10 protein-coding genes are annotated in these 16,974 nt (G+C 55.4%); 4 read left to right on the forward strand and 6 right to left on the reverse strand.

Annotated elements, in window-relative coordinates:
- Positions 1-25 precede the first annotated feature (25 nt).
- Positions 26-3,520, reverse strand: coding sequence for a TonB-dependent receptor (locus AU182_RS12685; protein WP_066965777.1), 3,495 nt, complete (start codon positions 3,518-3,520; stop codon positions 26-28).
- Between the two features lie 469 nt (positions 3,521-3,989).
- Between AU182_RS12685 and AU182_RS12690 the strand changes: the two genes are divergently transcribed.
- Complete coding sequence (locus AU182_RS12690) at positions 3,990-4,964, forward strand: sugar kinase (protein ID WP_066965780.1); 975 nt, start codon at positions 3,990-3,992, stop codon at positions 4,962-4,964.
- Between the two features lie 27 nt (positions 4,965-4,991).
- A complete protein-coding gene (locus AU182_RS12695) occupies positions 4,992-7,388 on the forward strand; it encodes an alkaline phosphatase D family protein (protein WP_066965783.1) in 2,397 nt (798 codons plus the stop codon).
- A 158-nt stretch (positions 7,389-7,546) separates the two neighbouring features.
- Here the strand turns inward: AU182_RS12695 and AU182_RS12700 are convergent, their stop codons facing one another.
- The 3 genes from AU182_RS12700 to AU182_RS12710 all read right to left on the reverse strand — a co-directional run bounded on the left by AU182_RS12700 (position 7,547) and on the right by AU182_RS12710 (position 12,757).
- Entirely contained in the window at positions 7,547-8,299 is a 753-nt protein-coding gene (locus AU182_RS12700) for a SapC family protein (protein ID WP_066965786.1), read from the reverse strand.
- Between the two features lie 14 nt (positions 8,300-8,313).
- Positions 8,314-9,867 carry a tryptophan halogenase family protein gene (locus tag AU182_RS12705; RefSeq protein ID WP_066965789.1) on the reverse strand — a complete coding sequence of 518 codons (1,554 nt, stop codon included), beginning with the start codon at positions 9,865-9,867 and terminating at the stop codon, positions 8,314-8,316.
- Positions 9,868-9,976: 109 nt separating this feature from the next.
- The gene (locus AU182_RS12710; protein WP_066965792.1) at positions 9,977-12,757 is read right to left on the reverse strand and encodes a TonB-dependent receptor; all 2,781 of its coding nucleotides are present in this window, start codon (positions 12,755-12,757) and stop codon (positions 9,977-9,979) included.
- A gap of 329 nt (positions 12,758-13,086) precedes the next feature.
- Here AU182_RS12710 and AU182_RS12715 point away from each other — a divergent pair, with 329 nt between their 5' ends.
- Together AU182_RS12715 and AU182_RS12720 are read left to right on the forward strand one after the other, a co-directional pair.
- Positions 13,087-13,659: a heme-binding protein gene (locus AU182_RS12715; RefSeq protein ID WP_082859428.1), complete on the forward strand. Its 573-nt coding sequence runs from the start codon at positions 13,087-13,089 to the stop codon at positions 13,657-13,659.
- 73 nt (positions 13,660-13,732) lie between these two features.
- Complete coding sequence (locus AU182_RS12720) at positions 13,733-14,332, forward strand: class I SAM-dependent methyltransferase (protein ID WP_066965798.1); 600 nt, start codon at positions 13,733-13,735, stop codon at positions 14,330-14,332.
- 45 nt (positions 14,333-14,377) lie between these two features.
- On the opposite strand, the gene AU182_RS12725 is transcribed toward AU182_RS12720, so the two are convergent.
- The gene (locus AU182_RS12725) at positions 14,378-14,869 is read right to left on the reverse strand and encodes a BLUF domain-containing protein (RefSeq protein ID WP_066965802.1); all 492 of its coding nucleotides are present in this window, start codon (positions 14,867-14,869) and stop codon (positions 14,378-14,380) included.
- Between the two features lie 104 nt (positions 14,870-14,973).
- Positions 14,974-16,815: a sodium:proton antiporter gene (locus tag AU182_RS12730; protein ID WP_066965804.1), complete on the reverse strand. Its 1,842-nt coding sequence runs from the start codon at positions 16,813-16,815 to the stop codon at positions 14,974-14,976.
- Positions 16,816-16,974: the final 159 nt, after the last annotated feature.

Genomic DNA, 16,974 nt, shown 5'->3' on the forward strand with positions numbered 1-16,974 from the left:
AATGACAATCGATTGATGAGAGGACTTAGAAGCGCGCCTGAACGCCAAGGCGGAATGCGCGGCCGGTTTTATACTCTGTCACAGTACGAGCTGTGGTCGCGTCGCCATCGAGCGGATTACCCTCGTCATATACGACTGATTCTCCTGCACTGTTTACATCGCCCAGATCCATAAAGCGGCTGGTGAAGTAGGTGCGCACTTCAGAATCCGTCAGGTTCGTTGCCTGGAAGTAGATATCGAAGTTGTCGCTCAATGCATATGTCGCGGAGAAGTCCAGAGTATTTCGGCCTTCCTGCCATAGGGCACCGTTATTCCAGCTACGCTGTGCCAGCTGATCGGAAGTACCCTGGTAGGCCAGGCGTAGCTGGTGACCATTTTGCTCCCAGAAAACAGTGGCGTTGTAGCTATGCTCAGGGGTATAGGCTACTTGCAATTCAGGCAGCACTACATTCGGATCCAAAGAGGAAACCTCCTGATCGTAAGCACTATCCTGGTAGGTATAGTTAAACATAGTTCCCAGACCCGCGAATACGCCGGGCAACATGTCATAGGACTGCGTATATTGCAGTTCCATACCGCGAATTTCTGCACCTTTACCATTCTTGACTTGAGTAGTCTGGAACTGCGCACAGAGCTGGCTCAGGTCATCAGAATATACCCAATCCTCGGCAAGCTCTGGGAAATTCAATATACGGCGAGGCATACAGCCTTCCAAATCATCCGCATTTTTAATCAGGTCAGCGGTGTTGTAGGGCTCACCATTTTCGTCCAGGCCAAGGTCGCGCAGGTCATCGAGGTAGGTCACGATGGTCTGGGATTCCTCAAAATTCGTCATATCTTTGTAGAACAGACCTGCAGCCACCATCGAGTTCTCAGCAAAGTACCATTCGAATGAAAGATCCAGGTTATTGGACTCCAATGGATCCAGCTTCGTGTTGGTGAGAGTCACGACGTTTCCAGGGCGATCGAACCCACCCCAAACACTTTCAGTAACCTTAAAGCCCGGACGCAAAGAATCGATCTGCGGACGAGACATGGTCTTGGAGAGTGCTACCCGGCCTACCATCTCATCATTGATGACATAATTTAAATTCAGACTAGGTAGAAGAACTCGGTAAGTGTGCTCATCATCCACCGCGAAGGAGCGCTTGCTCAAATCAGCGGTCGGGAGTAGCTGGCCATTTTCGTCATAGCGACGGTCGCCATATACATAGTATTGCTCGGTTGAGAGGTCAGAATGACGCCACAACCACCAGTTACTGGCAGCTGTGCCGTCTCCTGGGTGAATCCGCTCCGCGCGGGCATCGTAACAAGCGCCTTGGTCCGGCAGAGGTGTATCATCCTCTTTTGTCGCAGTTCCCTTGGTGTCGTAACCTTGCCCGTCGACGCGCGACCAGCGAATCTCCTCGTTCCAGTTAGCCCCATAAAATACCGGGTCTGCACAAGTAGGAAGTGAGGAATCTCGAAGCTCCGCCAATTTAATCGGGTCAAGCGTACGCCCAAGATTAAATGGATCACTCTGGAAGTTAACGCCCGAATATCCGCTTGCGAATACATCGGTTTCTACATAACGAAGGCCCACATCACCGCTGAGCCTTTCATCCAAGAAGGAAAAATCCGCCTTTACGTACACAGCCTGGTTATCGAGTTCAGCGAAACGCGTTTCGGTGTCATCCGGAACAAACTCGGCATCCGGGTTACCTTGCGCGACGTCGAATGCTTTCTGCGCAGAAATAGTGGTCCATCCGTCAGTAATATTGTTCCGGCTGTAGCCAAGCGATTGCATAAAGTCACTTGCGGGGAAAGACCCTTCCTGGACCAATGCACCAGAGATATCCTGCAGGCCATTGACCGTCGCAATCCGCTCGCCGGTCTCTGGGTCGGTAATTACCACACCCTCGCCAACGGAGAAAAATGCACCGGTCTGGTTGTCGACAAATTTCTCGCGATTCGAAAATTTGGCACCAAACTCGATCTGATTTACACCAGCGAAGTCCACGTCCCAATCAACGTCGAAATAGGCTGTCTTCTGGGTATCCTCTACTGCGCGTACTGTGCGGGCCAGATACGAAAGATGCTGAGACCCCAGGTCATCGGGGTTAAAACCAGTGGTTGAAAAATTATCCCAAACAGCGCCAGTCTCAGGATACTGCGTAGTGCCCTGATCCAGCTCACCAGTACCCGCAACCAGCTCGCACACACCCGAAGTACAGTCAAACCCTACCGGCTCCAGTTCATCGGGAGTTGCGTGCTGCATAACCCACGCGTTGATATTTGCGTAGTTTTGCAGGTTTACATAGAGAGATTGATCCGGAATTTGTTCTGCGCTGGAGTAGCCAACCCCACCGGTAACAACAATGGAATCGCCAATTTCTTGAGTTATGTCAAAGGATGCGATCTTGTTGACATTAGAGAACTTGTTTTCAGACTGGGAAATATCACCCAACGCAGTTCGGTTCAACATTTTAGTGAACGTGCGAGTTTCTGTATTGTAGGTGTGCCAGTCCGCCTGCGGGTCAGAATAAGTGGCGGGAGCAAGACCCAGGCCCGGAGTAGATTCTCCCTCAAATTTATTCCCATAGTCACCAATGCGGGTACGAAGACTATGTGTGGTTGCTTCCAGATCCTGCTTGTTCCAGCTGAGGTTGGTGTTTACCTCAGTTGTATCCGTTGCCTGCCACTGCAATGCAACGTTTACGCCCTGGCGTTCACGCTGATTTTCAGCCAGCTCGAGATTCGAGAAGGACGGCACAATACCTGTCACGTCGTTTACGACATTGCCATTCTGGTCTCTCGCCACGCGAGATGTATATGAGGTAAAACTCTCTGCGCGATACTGGTCTTTACGGCCAGAATCTGCCTCATCAAATGCAGTTACCAGAACGCCGAGCTTGTCTTCAAAAAACTTGCCAGTGAAGGTTTGTGAAATCTTATGCCCCTGATCATCGGCAAGGTCATTGTAGCGACCCTGGGCATTCAGGTTAAACCCTTCATTGACTTCTAATGGCTTTGCAGAAATCAAGTTGATATTCGCACCCAGAGAACCCTCATCGTGATCCGCGCTGGGTGTTTTCACCACCTCGATTTTGGAAAGGATATCCGCAGAGTAGGCAGACAGGTCAACCGCCTGGCTAAAGTCAGTTGCACCCAACTGCACACCATTCAGACTAATGTTGTTCTGTTGCGCATTCGCACCACGCACAGTAATGGTCGTACCTTCACCATCAACAGTCTGCATGGATACACCGGTCACGCGGGACAGCGCTTCGGCGATGTTCTGGTCGGTGGTTTTGCCGATGTCTTCGGCGTTGATGGTGTCTTTGATGTTGCCGCCGTAGCGCTTGTCATCAATGGACTTTTCAATACTGGCCCGAATACCCGTCACCTGAACTTCTTCAAGTGCTTCGTATTGGTTTTGGTCTTCTGTTTCCTGCGCCATTGCCTGGCCGCTGCAAACGGACAACACAGCAACTGACAGTGCAGACATACGGAAGCGATTACGTACAGTGGACGTAGACATGGCTATCTCTCTCCATCGGATCGCATTTTTATTATCAATTCGGCATTCACCAATACCGCTAGTGGCGCCGCCCCTAGATTTCGAAAGAAGACCCGATTGATAGGTTGTGGGGTTTCTTCCATCGATGGCTCAATCATCCACCAACCCCGGAAACCTTGTCAACTGTTGATTGTTAACAATTTAAATCCGTTGTTTAATGTGTGGTGAAAGGGGCGTCAGCCCTCCGATCGCACCGATCCGAGCTGCGATCTTTTAAGTTATTGTTTTTTAATGCTTTTTTAACGAACCACTACTTTTTTCGAAGCCCGTTGTTGACAATTTACAAGGTCATCCTAAGGGAGTAAAGGTGCAATCCCCCTCCTCCCGAGCACTCGCCGTAGATACGACCTGACCTTTCTGCCATTACTCCATTTAATGGCACAAATTGTCCCAGATGGCGGGCATAAGGCAACGTATAAAGGTGACTGATATGACAGATCTGGTAATTCTGGGAGAGAGCATGGTGGAGTTCAGCCAGCGTGCGCCCGGGTTGTTCCACCAGTCGTTTGCGGGAGATGTACACAGCGTAGCGGTGTACTTCAAGAGGCTGGCCAGTGCCGGTGACCGGGTACGCCTGATGACGGCGGTGGGCCACGATGCGGCGAGCCTTGGGCTGGTATCTGCCCTGGAGCAGGAATCCATCGATACCTCACTGGTATTCCGCCACCCTACCCGCCAGCTGGGTCTCTATATGGTGAACACCGATAGCCAGGGCGAGCGCAGCTTCAGCTACTGGCGCTCAGACTCAGCGGCCCGCGAGGTGATGCCACTATTCCGCGAGGCCACGCAGGTCGCCGGGGACGGCGGGTACCTGCCCTGCGGTATCGCGCCCTGCCCGGATCTGTTCTTCTTCAGCGGGATTTCGCTGGCCGTTTTGAGCCCCGGCACGCGCCCCGCCTTCTGGGAGCTTCTGGAGCAACTGCACGGCGCAGGCACCCGCATCGTATTTGATCCCAACTATCGCCCCAAGCTGTGGAACTCGGCCAAAGAGACCCGTACGGAGTATGCGCGGGCGTTTGAGTACGCACACCTGGCGCTACCGGGTATCGAGGATCTTGAGGTGCTGTACGGGGTAAAAGACTTCAGGGGTGCATGTGACTTCCTGAATGGGTTTGATATTGAGGAGCTGGTCATCAAAGACGGCCCCAACGGCGTCTGCTATCGCGGCCCTCGGGAGCACTTTGAGGAACCGGTTGCACAGGTCGAGCGGGTGGTGGATACCACCGCCGCTGGGGATTCCTTCAATGGCTCCTATCTGGCCTATCGCAGTCAGGGCTTGAGCCCGCGCGACGCCATTGCCCGAGCGGCCAAGGTCGCGGCGCTGGTTATTCAACACAAGGGGGCGCTGGTGGACTCCGAGGTATTTAGCAGTTCCTTGGCCACTCCCGCAAACAGCGAACAATAAATCTGATCGAGAAAACGGAAACCAAACATGAAAAGAAGAAGCTTTCTGAAACTCGGCTCCGGTGCCGCCCTGGCACCAGCCATCTCCCCTTCCCTTGCCGTAGCCATGGCGGCGGCACGCCCGAAACTGGTGGAGACCACACCACTTGGCCGCCTGCCAAATGGCACCCAACACTGGCTCGGCGGCCACCTGTGGGGCAACCGACTACAGGACTGGCATTGCCACAACGGGCGCCTGGAGTGCCTGCAGGGCGACAAAACCTTTGAGGTGCGAACTGCCGCGATCCTGACGCGGGAACTGGCGAACACACACAAACCCGGTCGCATTCGCGCTCGCGTGGGTTTAATGACACCCGATGCCAAGGGTTTCTGCGGCTTCCTGTTGGGTGTTGGCGCCGGCAAACTGGATTACCGGGGGGCGGCGCTGGCACAGCGTGCGGGCGGTACCAATGGCGGTTTTATGGCGGTACTGGATGAAAGCGGCAATCTCGGCTTCCGGGATTTTTCCGACCAGGACAACGGCATGGGATTTACCCGCCTGGAGCGGGAAGGCAGTGTGAGTATCTCGCAAGTCGGCCAGCGGAAAATCCAGCTGGACTGCCATATCGACCCGGTGGAAAACGGCCGCTTTGATGTGCGACTGGTGGCGAGCGATGCACAAAGTGGCGAGGAGTTCGGCTTTGCGGTACGCACCGAGGTGCCGGCAGAACAATTGACCGGCGGCATCATGCTGGTTTCCTCTCCACCTACCGATGCCGCCGGTGCCCGCTGGTGGTTCAGTGATATCGAAACCGGTGGCGACAAGATCACAGCCCATCCGGACCGTAAACTCGGCCCGGTAATGGGCTGTATGCACAGCCTGAACTGCAGCGACAAACAGGCGGTACTGAAACTCTCCGCCCAGTTTATGCCGATTGATCTCGTAGCCAATTCCAACGCGGTTCTGGAATACCGCACAGTGGGCCAACAACAATGGCAGACAGGTGCCGAGCGCCCGATTGAGGATGGTTATGTTGCCGCGTTCCGCATTGCCGGCTGGGACGCCAGTAAAGATCACGAATATCGCGTCCGTTTCGCAGGTAGTGCACAAGCGCTTTACTCTGGAACCATTGCCCGCGATCCAGGCCAGTCTCGCCCGCTCAAGATCGCGCTCTACTCCTGCATCATCCCTACGGCAAAAAGCCTCGACGAGCCAGCCTACTCCAAGCTGATTCCCGAAGAGCGAATCCTCGGCCGCTACACCGAAGACAACATTTTCTTTCCCCACAATACGCTGGTTTCCCATTGCGACACCCACCAACCCGACCTGTATGTATTCGCCGGGGATCAGTACTACGAAACCTACCCCACCCGCTACGGCCGCGATACACCCCAGGCCAAACTGGATACCCTGTACCGCTGGTACCTGTGGTACTGGACCTTCCGTGAATCCGTGCGCAACCGTCCGTCGATTTTGCTGGTGGATGACCACGATGTTCTGCAGGGGAACCTGTGGGGCAACAAGGGCGATGCCACCGGCGGCCCCCGCGAGGAGGATGGTGGTTTCAAGCACGACATCGAGCTGGTGAAAATGGTGTACCGCATTCAAAGCAGCCATACGCCGGACGCTTACGACCCAACGCCTATTCGCCACGGGATCCCGGTGACCTATGCGCACTTTGTTTACGGCGGCACCAGTTTTGCGATGGTCGAGGACCGAAAATTCAAATCCGCGCCCGACTACGAGGCGGACCGGTTGACGGTTACGGGCGAGTTACTGGGCCGCCGGCAGGAGCAATTCCTGCGGGACTGGGCGAGTATGGACCCGGGCCTGCCAAAAATCTGCCTGACGGCCTCTATCTGGGGTTCACCGCAGACGGATGAGGAAGGCAATGGATTGGTTGACTACGACGCGAACTGCTATCCGCCCGATGGCCGCACCCGCGCAGTGAAGCTGGTGGAGGATGCCAAAGCGCTGGTGCTTGCGGGAGACCAGCACCTCGGGCTGGTGGCGCGGCAATACAGTGGCGCTTTTCCAGTGGGCGATGAAAGTACAGGTGCGCTGTTCTTCTCCGGGCCGGCATCGGCGGCGTTCTGGCAACGCTGGTTTGAAGGAATGGGAAAACTCGAAAACGCCATTGGAGACGACCCCAATACGGGACACTTTACCGATCCATTCGGCAACAACATGCGCGTATTGGCGGCAGCGAATCCGAAGATTACCCATGCAGAATTCAGTGATGACAATACGACCTGGGGCAAATTTGTCGCCGACCGCAATCTGAAGAGTGAGGGATACGGGATCGCGGTGGTGGATCACGCAAAAGGCAGGTATCAATTGGAGTGCTGGCCCTGGGATGCAAACCCGGCGCGGGACCGACAGTTTGCCGGGTGGCCGCAGGTGCATCCGATTGAGTCCTCGGAAAGTCCCGATTCCACAGGATAATCCGTTCTTCCCTATCCCGGTGGCGGCGCCGCTACCGGGTACAGCCTCGCAAGACACGCCGTGAACCTATCCATGGGGGCTCTTCTAAAATGTCCCTGTTTTAGAAGGTCTTGCGAGGCTGTACCCGGTATCGCCGCCTTCGCTTGAAGCTTTCGAAACTATCCCAACTTATTTTTTAGAACAATCAACTTCCGCACCTGCCCCAGAGAAACACTCAACCAGTAAGCCGCCTGCAAATATCCTTGTTGATGGAAATGCACAAGCTTATCTCCATCGAGCTTGTGCAGCTTTTCTTCATTGACGGTGTAAAGCCCTTCGTATCGCTTCTGTTCACCACTGGCGAACTGTACGTTGATATGGGCAGGTTCAATCAGATCGTTGTCGGATAATGCTTTGAGGAATGCAGTGGTAGATTCCATGCCCACCATCAACTGGCCCATGAGATCGCTGACCTGTTGCATAAACGGGGTATTATTCCCTTCCTCGTCGAACAGGCGTTCGCCCTCCCCTCCGTTTTCGTGAACCCGTTTACTGGCCAGATCCAGGGTAATCACTGCGCCTTTGTCTTCACCGGCGCCGGCCTGTGGATTTTTATAGCCCACCATAAATGGCTGGCGGCGGACGTGCATGGGGATGTACTGGGCATCCCAGCTGTCATCTTGCAAGTAGAGGTTTTCACCAGGCTCGAAGCCGAGCAGTGCGCACAGGGAGAACTGACCGTTGCTGGGGTCTTTGGTGATACAGACCGGGTATTCGAGCACCAGATTGCGGAGTTCGTTTGCTACCACGGGCACCAAGTGCGTCGCTTCGCCGTATTCGGCACCACGTTTGGTGACGACAGTAAGGTGGCGGTGGCTTTCGTTGTTCAGGGCAACCACGTTGCTATTTGTTGGGTTTGCTTGAGCGCTCATGGTGTTTCTCTCCTTCAAATTCGTTGCAGGCCATGCTGGCATATTTTGTTGATCAGATCCCGGTGCTTGTCCAGCCCCGCGATCATTTGTTGTGTGGCCTTGTGCTTTTGTTGTAACAGTTGCTGCGCCTGTTCTCGGTAGTGTTCGGACAGGCCGAATACATTGGGCTCCGTCTCAAACCCCATACCGTACAGCACATACTGATAGCTGGCAGCGGGGAAGACTTCTACTGCGCGGTCGAAGTCATCGTGCCACGGCGACTGGTAGCGCCACAGGGTAAGCAGCTCTCTCAGGCTGTCCGGCACGGTTGCCGGGTCACAATTGTCAACCCAGAAGCGGCTATCGGTGCGCTTGGTGAGCACATAGTGCAGCTTGAGGAAGTCGATGATGCGATTCCAGCGGTACAGGAAGGTGTCATTGAAGCGGCGTGCCACCACATCCATGGCCGCGCGACTCGCCGGGAATTGTTCGGCAATCATGTTCGCAGAAATTTCCACTAGCACCAACGCCGAGGCCTCCAGTGGTTCGAGGAAACCGGCCGAGAGGCCGATGGCGACACAATTGCGATGCCAGAACTTTTCCCTGTGGCCGGGGACAATCGGGATCTTGCGTACACCTAACGTATCCAGCTCCGCCTCGGTAAGGTGCAGGTAGCGCGCGAGCTCACGGTAGGCCCCGGCTTCATCGGTGTGCGCGCTGGAAAACACGTGCCCTACCCCACGACGATTCTGCAATCCGATATCCCACACCCAACCAGCACTCTGGGCGGTAGAGATGGTGTGGGTGGCGATGGGACTGTCTTCGTGCTCGTAAGGGATCTGCACCGCGAGCGCGTTATCGATAAACAAGGTGTCCTTACAGGAGCGGAAAGGCACATTGTAGTGGTCACCCAGTAACCGGGAACGGAAACCGCTGCAGTCGATAAACAGATCGCCGGGAATGTCACCAGCCATTTCCGTTTTCAGAGCAGTAATATCACCGTTGTTTGACTCCTCAATGCCTGTTACATCGGCGAAGACATGGCGAACATCCAGATTTTCTATGCAGTGCTTTTGCAGGAAACCGGAGAACTTTCCCGCATCCAGATGATAGGCATAGTTGGCAACTGCGGCGTACTCCGGGGTGCCGATCTGTTTGGGCGCCCGGTTGTGCTCGCACAGGGCCTCCTGAGGGCAAACAGCGTCCGAGAAGGATTGGACTCGCTCTTCATTGAGCCAGTAAGGAGCCAGATTAAACTGATTGAAATTCTCCGGCAGTACCAGCGGATGGTAATAGAAATCGTCATCTGCACCGGTTACCCAGCGCGCGAACTTCGCGCCCTGCTTAAATCCAACATTACACTCGCGAATGAAGTCGGCTTCGCGGACACCCATTTTCTTCAGGGTCGCGCGCATAGTGGGCCAGGTACCCTCGCCGACGCCAATGGTTGGGACATTCGGGGACTCCACCAGAGTGACACTAACCGGGTGGGCCTGGTCGTTTTTAAAGCGTGCGGCAAGTGTGCCCGCAGTAATCCAGCCTGCGGTACCACCACCAAGAATCACAACCGATTTTACTGGATCAGACATACCTGACCTCTATTTTTTATATATTCTGAAACGCAATGTTTTAAAACAAGGAGGGCCACCATAAATATGGCAGCCCTCCCTGGTACTACATCGACAATACAATCCCTACTTAAAACTTGGCGCGTACGCCGATGTTATAGCGGGCTCCGTATTGTTGAGCACTCACGAGCTGGTTGGCGAAACGGCCGTGGCGACGGATAGTCTCCTCGGTGATGTTTAGGCCTTCCACAAAGACGGAAATGTCTTCCGTTACCGCATAGCTGGCATTCAGGTCCCACTGGCCATAGGCTTCGGTAAACACCGGCTGACCGCCAATCTGGGATTGACGCGTGTCCAGCAGGAAGTCATCGCGCCAGTTGTAGGCCAGACGAGCCTGCAAGGCATCTTTCTCATAGAAGCCAATCAGGTTGGCAGAATCGCTCATGCCGGTCAGTGCCACCGAGTTTTGGTTGTCGAATACATCGTATTCAACATCGCCATCCACTAAAGTGAAGTTTGCGATGGCCCCGAAGCCAGAGTCGCCGAACATATGCTGAACAGCCACTTCCCAACCGTAAACCTCGGCCTCTTCAAGGTTGCCTGGCGTTGCAACGCTCCAGGTAATCACCGGGTCACTGGCGGTGTTTAGACAAGCGGTGTTGGCGCCGGTGGAGTCCGGGCAACCTGGGCGCGGATTAGCGCTTGGGTCGGTAATCGGGTTGCCGTCAACATCGTAAATTACCCGCTCTTCCGTTGTAGCACCGATAAAGTTCTCAACGTACTTCTTGAAGTAACCGACAGATGCGTAGCTACCTTCTCCGTAGTAGTACTCGACAGAGAGATCGAAGTTGTCTGAGGTGATCGGCAGCAGTCCCGGATTACCCTGAGAGGCATTGAATGGACCACCCGGACGGGATACATCCAGTGAAGTGGACGGGAACATCGCCGAAATATCCGCACGGCTCAGGGTGCGGCTATACGAAGCACGCGCGACCAAGTCTTCATTCAGATCAATGCTGGCATCCACATTTGGCAGGAAGCGGGTGTAGGCCCCGTCGAGGGTGTCGGCACTCGGCATGTCATCATTAACTTCACGTAACTCTTCCACATGCCAGTAACTCAGGCCAACAATACCGTTCTGGATAGAGGTGCCCGACACATCCGTATCTTCAAAGCGCAGGCCGGTATTCAAGCGTACCGGGTAGCTATTGAATTCGGTTTCGAAATCCAGTGCCACAAAAGCGGCCAGGGTTTCCTCACTCACTTTGTCGAAAGTCGGCGTGGCTTCGTAGTAGTCTCCGTTGGCTCTCACGGCATCGATAAAATCGGACGCTTCATAGTCTGCCAGCAAGGGGAACAGGCCACTGTTATTGCCCATTTGATCGCCGAAATCACCGCGATTTTCGAAGCCAATGCCGAGTGCCGCGAGGTCACCCAGATCGACAAAGGCAAAGGAGCCACTTTCAAATACGTCTACCTGGTAGTCGGTAGTCGCAACGCCAAAGCGGATGGCTTTCAGTGCACCATCGTCGATATTTTCCCAAGTACCACTCAGCTGGAATTGCTGGATGCTGTTCTCAATCTCGTAGCCCCGTTCCTGGAACAGGTCAGACACGATATTTTGCGGCGCGAAAGCACCACCTGCGAGAGCGGAATCGTCAAAACTGATGCCCGGCAGGCCGCTGCTGCTGGAGAAATCTGCGACCACATCCACCATTTTGCCCGGGTTTTTGGTATTGGCAATGGTCTCTGCGGGAAGACCGCCTGGCTGGGAATGGGAAGTGGAGTCATGGAAGTCCAGGGCAAAGCTCAGACTGTCCGTCGCTTCCCATTCCACATTGAGGCCAACCGAGTCATTCTCGGTTACGAACTGGTAGTCCCAAGCCCAGAAGTTCAGCTCATCATTCTGCACACTGGGATTGATCACGGTGCCGTTACTGTCGGCCACACCACTCGACGTATCGAACCACACGCTGGTTCGGTTCATGGAGATCTGCTCGTCGTAACGAGACGCGGTGTAATCCAGGGTCGCGGTTACATTTTCCACCGGCGCAAATTGCACCACCAGCTGGCCATTCTGGCGCTCGCGCTGATGGTCGGATACATTTACATCAAAGGTCCAGGGTGCCCAGTAGGTGCCCTCCGGGTTTTTGTTGCGATCGATGGCCGATGTGTCTGCAGTACCGTAGTTCGGTACCCACGCCTGGGTGCCCACGCCTTCGCTGCGGCTGTCACGCTCGGCATGAGAAACAGCCAGCAACACGCCGAGTTTGTCCTCGAAGAAAGTACCACTCACCATACTGGCAAATTCGGGCGTGACGGTGTCTCCCTTTTCAACACTGGTATCCACGACGCCTTTCACACTTGCGCTGGCAACGAATCCGTCGTGGTCAAACGGGCGTGCCGTTTTGATATTAATGGTGGATCCGATACCACCGGAATACACATCCGCCTTACCGGTTTTGTAAACCTCAACGCCACTTACACTCTCCGCAGAAATTTCGGCGAATTTGAAGCTACGGGTAATACCTTCCGACTGCAGTGCAGAGGAGTTCGGCATCTGGCGACCGTTCAGGGTCACCAGATTGTAGTTGGGACCAAAGCCGCGCACGGTAACTTTGTTACCTTCGTTATTGCTGCGGTCAATGGACACGCCGGTGATCCGCTGCAGAGATTCTGCGAGGTTGGTATCTGGGAACTTGCCAATGTCTTCCGCAGAAATCGCGTCTACCACACCGGAGGAATCACGCTTGATATCCATAGCATTGGTCAGGGACTGGCGAATGCCCGTCACGGAGACTTCTTCCAATGTGCTACTGCCGGCTTCTTGGGCAAAAGCGCTCGCAGAAGCGGCGGTAATCACTGCGGCGGACAAGGCGCTCAGGGTAAAGCGCTTGTTATAGATAGGCATGGATGCTCTCTCTCCATCTGTAGGCTCGATGCTCAGACTGCACACCAAAGCGGTGACCAAGATTCGAGCGTTTTTCATTATTGAGTTGAACCTTACTGAACAGCCCAGCACAGTGGTTATTTATTGCCCACCCACGCCAGCCTGCAATCGCCATCCTGTGCGCCGCCTCGAGCAATGTCAATAGTTAATTGTTGACAATAGGGGTGCGCGTCGCCCCCCTCTCAGGCTCGAATCCTATACTCTGAGGCAAACACGGGTTAAAACTGGCAGAACTACCAATGACAAGACGTTTTCTAGGACTGTGGCTGACATTGTTTGCGGGGTATGTAATGGCGACAGAGGAACCGCAATACACGGTGACTGAGAAGGCTGAACCGTTCGAGCTGCGCACCTACCAGCCACGCATCGTGGCGGAGGTGGTGGTGAGCGGCACCATGGACGAGGCGTCGGGCAAGGGATTTCGCCTGCTGGCAAACTACATCTTTGGCAATAACACGGCGCGCAGTGGCGGCAGCCAGAAGATTGATATGACCGCGCCGGTGGGTATGGAGCCACAGTCAGAAAAGATCAGCATGACGGCACCGGTCAGCATGCAGGAGAGCGACGGCCGCTGGCGTGTTTCGTTCGTCATGCCCAGCAGTTACACCATGGATTCCCTGCCCCGCCCGAATAATGCCGCGGTTTCCATTCGCGAGATTCCCGAAACCCACTACGCGGTCATCCGCTTCTCCGGACTGACGGGCGCGAAACGGGTTGCAGAAAAAACGGCAGACTTGCAGGCATGGCTGCAGCAAAAGGGGCTAAACGCAACCGGCGCACCAGAGATGGCCCGTTACAACCCGCCGTGGACACTGCCGTTCTTGCGCAGAAATGAAATCATGGTGCAATATCAGCCGCAGTAGCGCCAAGCCTCCATCCCGGCACATTCGTCAGGCGCGTTACACCCCATAACGACTAGATAATAATGGAGCGGGAATGCCTGAAAAAACATGGGACGATTACGCCGAGAGCTGGGACAGCAATAACGCGGTGATCGACTATGCGAACCATGCCTTCGAGTCCCTCGCACCGGTGCTGGCAGCGATCGGTGATGGAACGGCCCGAGTACTGGATTTTGGTTGCGGCACCGGACTGTTGACGGAGAAACTCTCACCGCGAGTCGGCCGTATCGTTGCGCTCGACCCCTCCGAGAAGATGATCTCGGTGCTGGAAGGCAAACAGCTGGGTAACATTGAGACGATTCAATCAATGCTATCGCCAGACCTCATCAGCATCGATTCGCGATTGCACAATCGGTTCGACCTGATTGTTGCCTCTTCCGCGCTCGCCTTTGTGCCGGACTACCCGCACACCGTCCACTTGCTGGCGTCCCTGCTCAAGGACAATGGCTACCTGGTGCAATGGGACTGGCTACTGGAAGATGGGGGCACGGGCCCAGGGTTTACCGAAGCACAGCTGCACACCGCCTTTGAGCAAGCGCAACTCACCGACATTCAGGTAACCCGGCCTTTCAGTATGCAAATGGAAGGCACTCGTCTGCCGGTGGTGATGGCTGTGGGCAGAAACCGTCGCTGAAGTGCGGCCGGGCCATAATAAAACCCCCTGCTCCCGGCCGAACAATCAACCAAATAATCTGCGCAACCAGAGTGGCCCAAAACCGGTTTTTTGCACTTGGCCACCCACATCGCCCTGCTGCTGAAACAGTGCGACCAGGGCCTCCGCTTCCTCTTCCTGAAACTTGAGCGGCTCAAAGCGCTGGTAACTGCGCGCGCGGATAAACTGTCGCACTGCCTCTTCCGCGGGCACGTATTTCATCGACCAGTCGGCAAACAGGCGTTTGGGCACCGTTTTCAGTGAAAGGATAGTCACCTCACTGTGGCGGGAATCCGCGGTAATGCGCTGGTAGGTCCGGTTTACGGCGACGCGATCGCCCTCCAGCGCCTGAAAGAAGTAACCATCGCCAAAATACAACACCCCACCAATATTGGCTTCGGTATTGTTTTTTCGGCTTTGCATCAGGATGCGCCCCACCGATGGCTCAACCCCCTGCTGAACCGGCGCGGGCGCAAACGCGGCGCGGCTGGCGTACACCAGTCGAATCAATTCACTCATATCAATACGTCACTGCAGCTGTAGTTACTCGCAATGAGTACGCACCAATCCATCCGTTGGATCAGTGGCGCCGCCTATCCATACAAACTTGACCTGCTACAGGCTTAGCCTGCCGCGCTCACCTCTGCGCCGGAGGATGGCACCTGCGGTGCCTCCGGGGCAATCAGACTCACGACCTGCCAATCCGCACCGAGTTCAAACTCATGGGAAACGGTATTGATATGGATCTTGCCACGTGGATCGACCGCATACAGGCGCGTTGCGCGGTTGCCATAGGTTTCTTTGTAATCGTCAATGGTGAATTCATCGGTCAGGCGCGTCGTGCGGATGGTTGCGCCCTTGGCTACCAGGCTCGCGAGGCGGCCGTAGGTGGCGTTTTCGGAGAATAGCTCCAGCTTTTTCGCATACTCCTCCGATACTTTATGGCTGGCCCTGCCCTCCTGCGCACTGTCGCTTAACCCGAGCACGGAGCCATCCCCCAGCACATGCTCAAAGTGATACGCCACCAGCGGGTTCAGTTGGCGGTAAGGCGAGAGCACGAGTACCTTGCCGGTGCTGGACAAGTCCATAGTCAGGCTGGCGTGTTCCGAGATGGGGTTGCCGTAATAGGTCGGGATGTTTGCCATGCGCGCCTCACGGATGGCATCCCAGTTGGTGTCGGCAATACGGACCGGCACGCCCTTATCCATCAGGTCTTTCGCCAGCAGGCGGGCGAACCTGCCACCACCGAAAATCAGAAATCCATTCGGGTAAGGCGCCCGCACGTCCAGCAATTTTGCGACGGTTTTCGACGTCAGGCTCTGGATCACCACGGTAGCAATGATGACGAGAAACACCATCGGCACCAGTAATTCCGACTTGGGCAAACCAAAGGATTCCATCTTCAGGGCGAACAGCGCAGAAACTGCAGCGGCCACGATGCCCCGCGGGGCAATCCAGCTCAACATGGCCAGCTCACGCCAGTTAAGCCCCGAGCCCGGCGCCGACAGAAACACCGAGAGCGGGCGGGCGATGTACAAGATGGCACCCAGGACCAACAGCGCTCCCCACCCCAACTGGGCGAGGGTGAACAACTCCAGCCGCGCAGCCAGTAATATGAACAGGGCCGAAATCAGCAGGACGCTGAGGGTTTCCTTGAACTCGAGAATATCGTCGACGTCGAGGCCTTTCATGTTGGCCATCCAGATGCCCATCACAGTGACCGTGAGCAGACCGGATTCGTGGGCCATCAAGTCGGAGGCCGCGTAAGCACCAAGCATCAAAGTGAGCACGGCGGTATTGCGCAGGTAGTGTGGCACCCAGTTATTGCGCAACAGGGTGCCGAGGAAATGCCCCATCATGGCACCGAGGCCAAAGCCGATGAGCACCACCTTCAGCAGCAGGATCAGCGAATGCTCAAACGGATTTTGTGCAGCGACGATATATTCGTAGACCAACACTGCCAGCAGTGCGCCGATAGGGTCAATGACGATGCCTTCCCAACGCAGTATGTTGGAGATCCGCGCATTCGGACGCACGGTGCGCAACATCGGCACGATGACCGTAGGCCCGGTCACCGTAACAATGGCACCAAACAAGGCGGCCAGTTGCAGGGGCATACCAAGCACGTAATAGGCGGCCGGGGTGGCGATCAACCAGGTAACCAGGGCACCCAAAGTACACAGATTGCGCACCATGCTGCCGTGCCCGGCGAGATCGGATAGCTTGAGGGTAAGCGCACCCTCGAACAGGATGATGGCCACGGCCAGCGAAACCAGTGGGAACAGTAAATCGCCGAACAGCGCATCCGGATCGAGAACCCCGGTGATGGGCCCCAGCAGCAGCCCTGCCAACAACAGGGGCAGGATCGCCGGCAGCCGGAGCTTGAAGGCCGCAAACTGGCACGCAATCGAGACGATCCCAACCATGACCAGAACTGCCATGGGATTCGAGAGGAAGGGTTCCATAAAAGATCTTTACCAATTGCGTTGGGGTCGGGGTTGGGTTGGTGTGCAGGCGGCCAGCTCGGGCAGCGTATCGCACAGCACACCCTCAATAAGAATACCAGAGTATCAACGTGCGCCATGGCGCCGCACTTCCCCGCGGTTCACTCGACCGCCAGGACA

Source organism: Microbulbifer sp. Q7, assembly GCF_001639145.1.
Lineage (GTDB): Bacteria > Pseudomonadota > Gammaproteobacteria > Pseudomonadales > Cellvibrionaceae > Microbulbifer.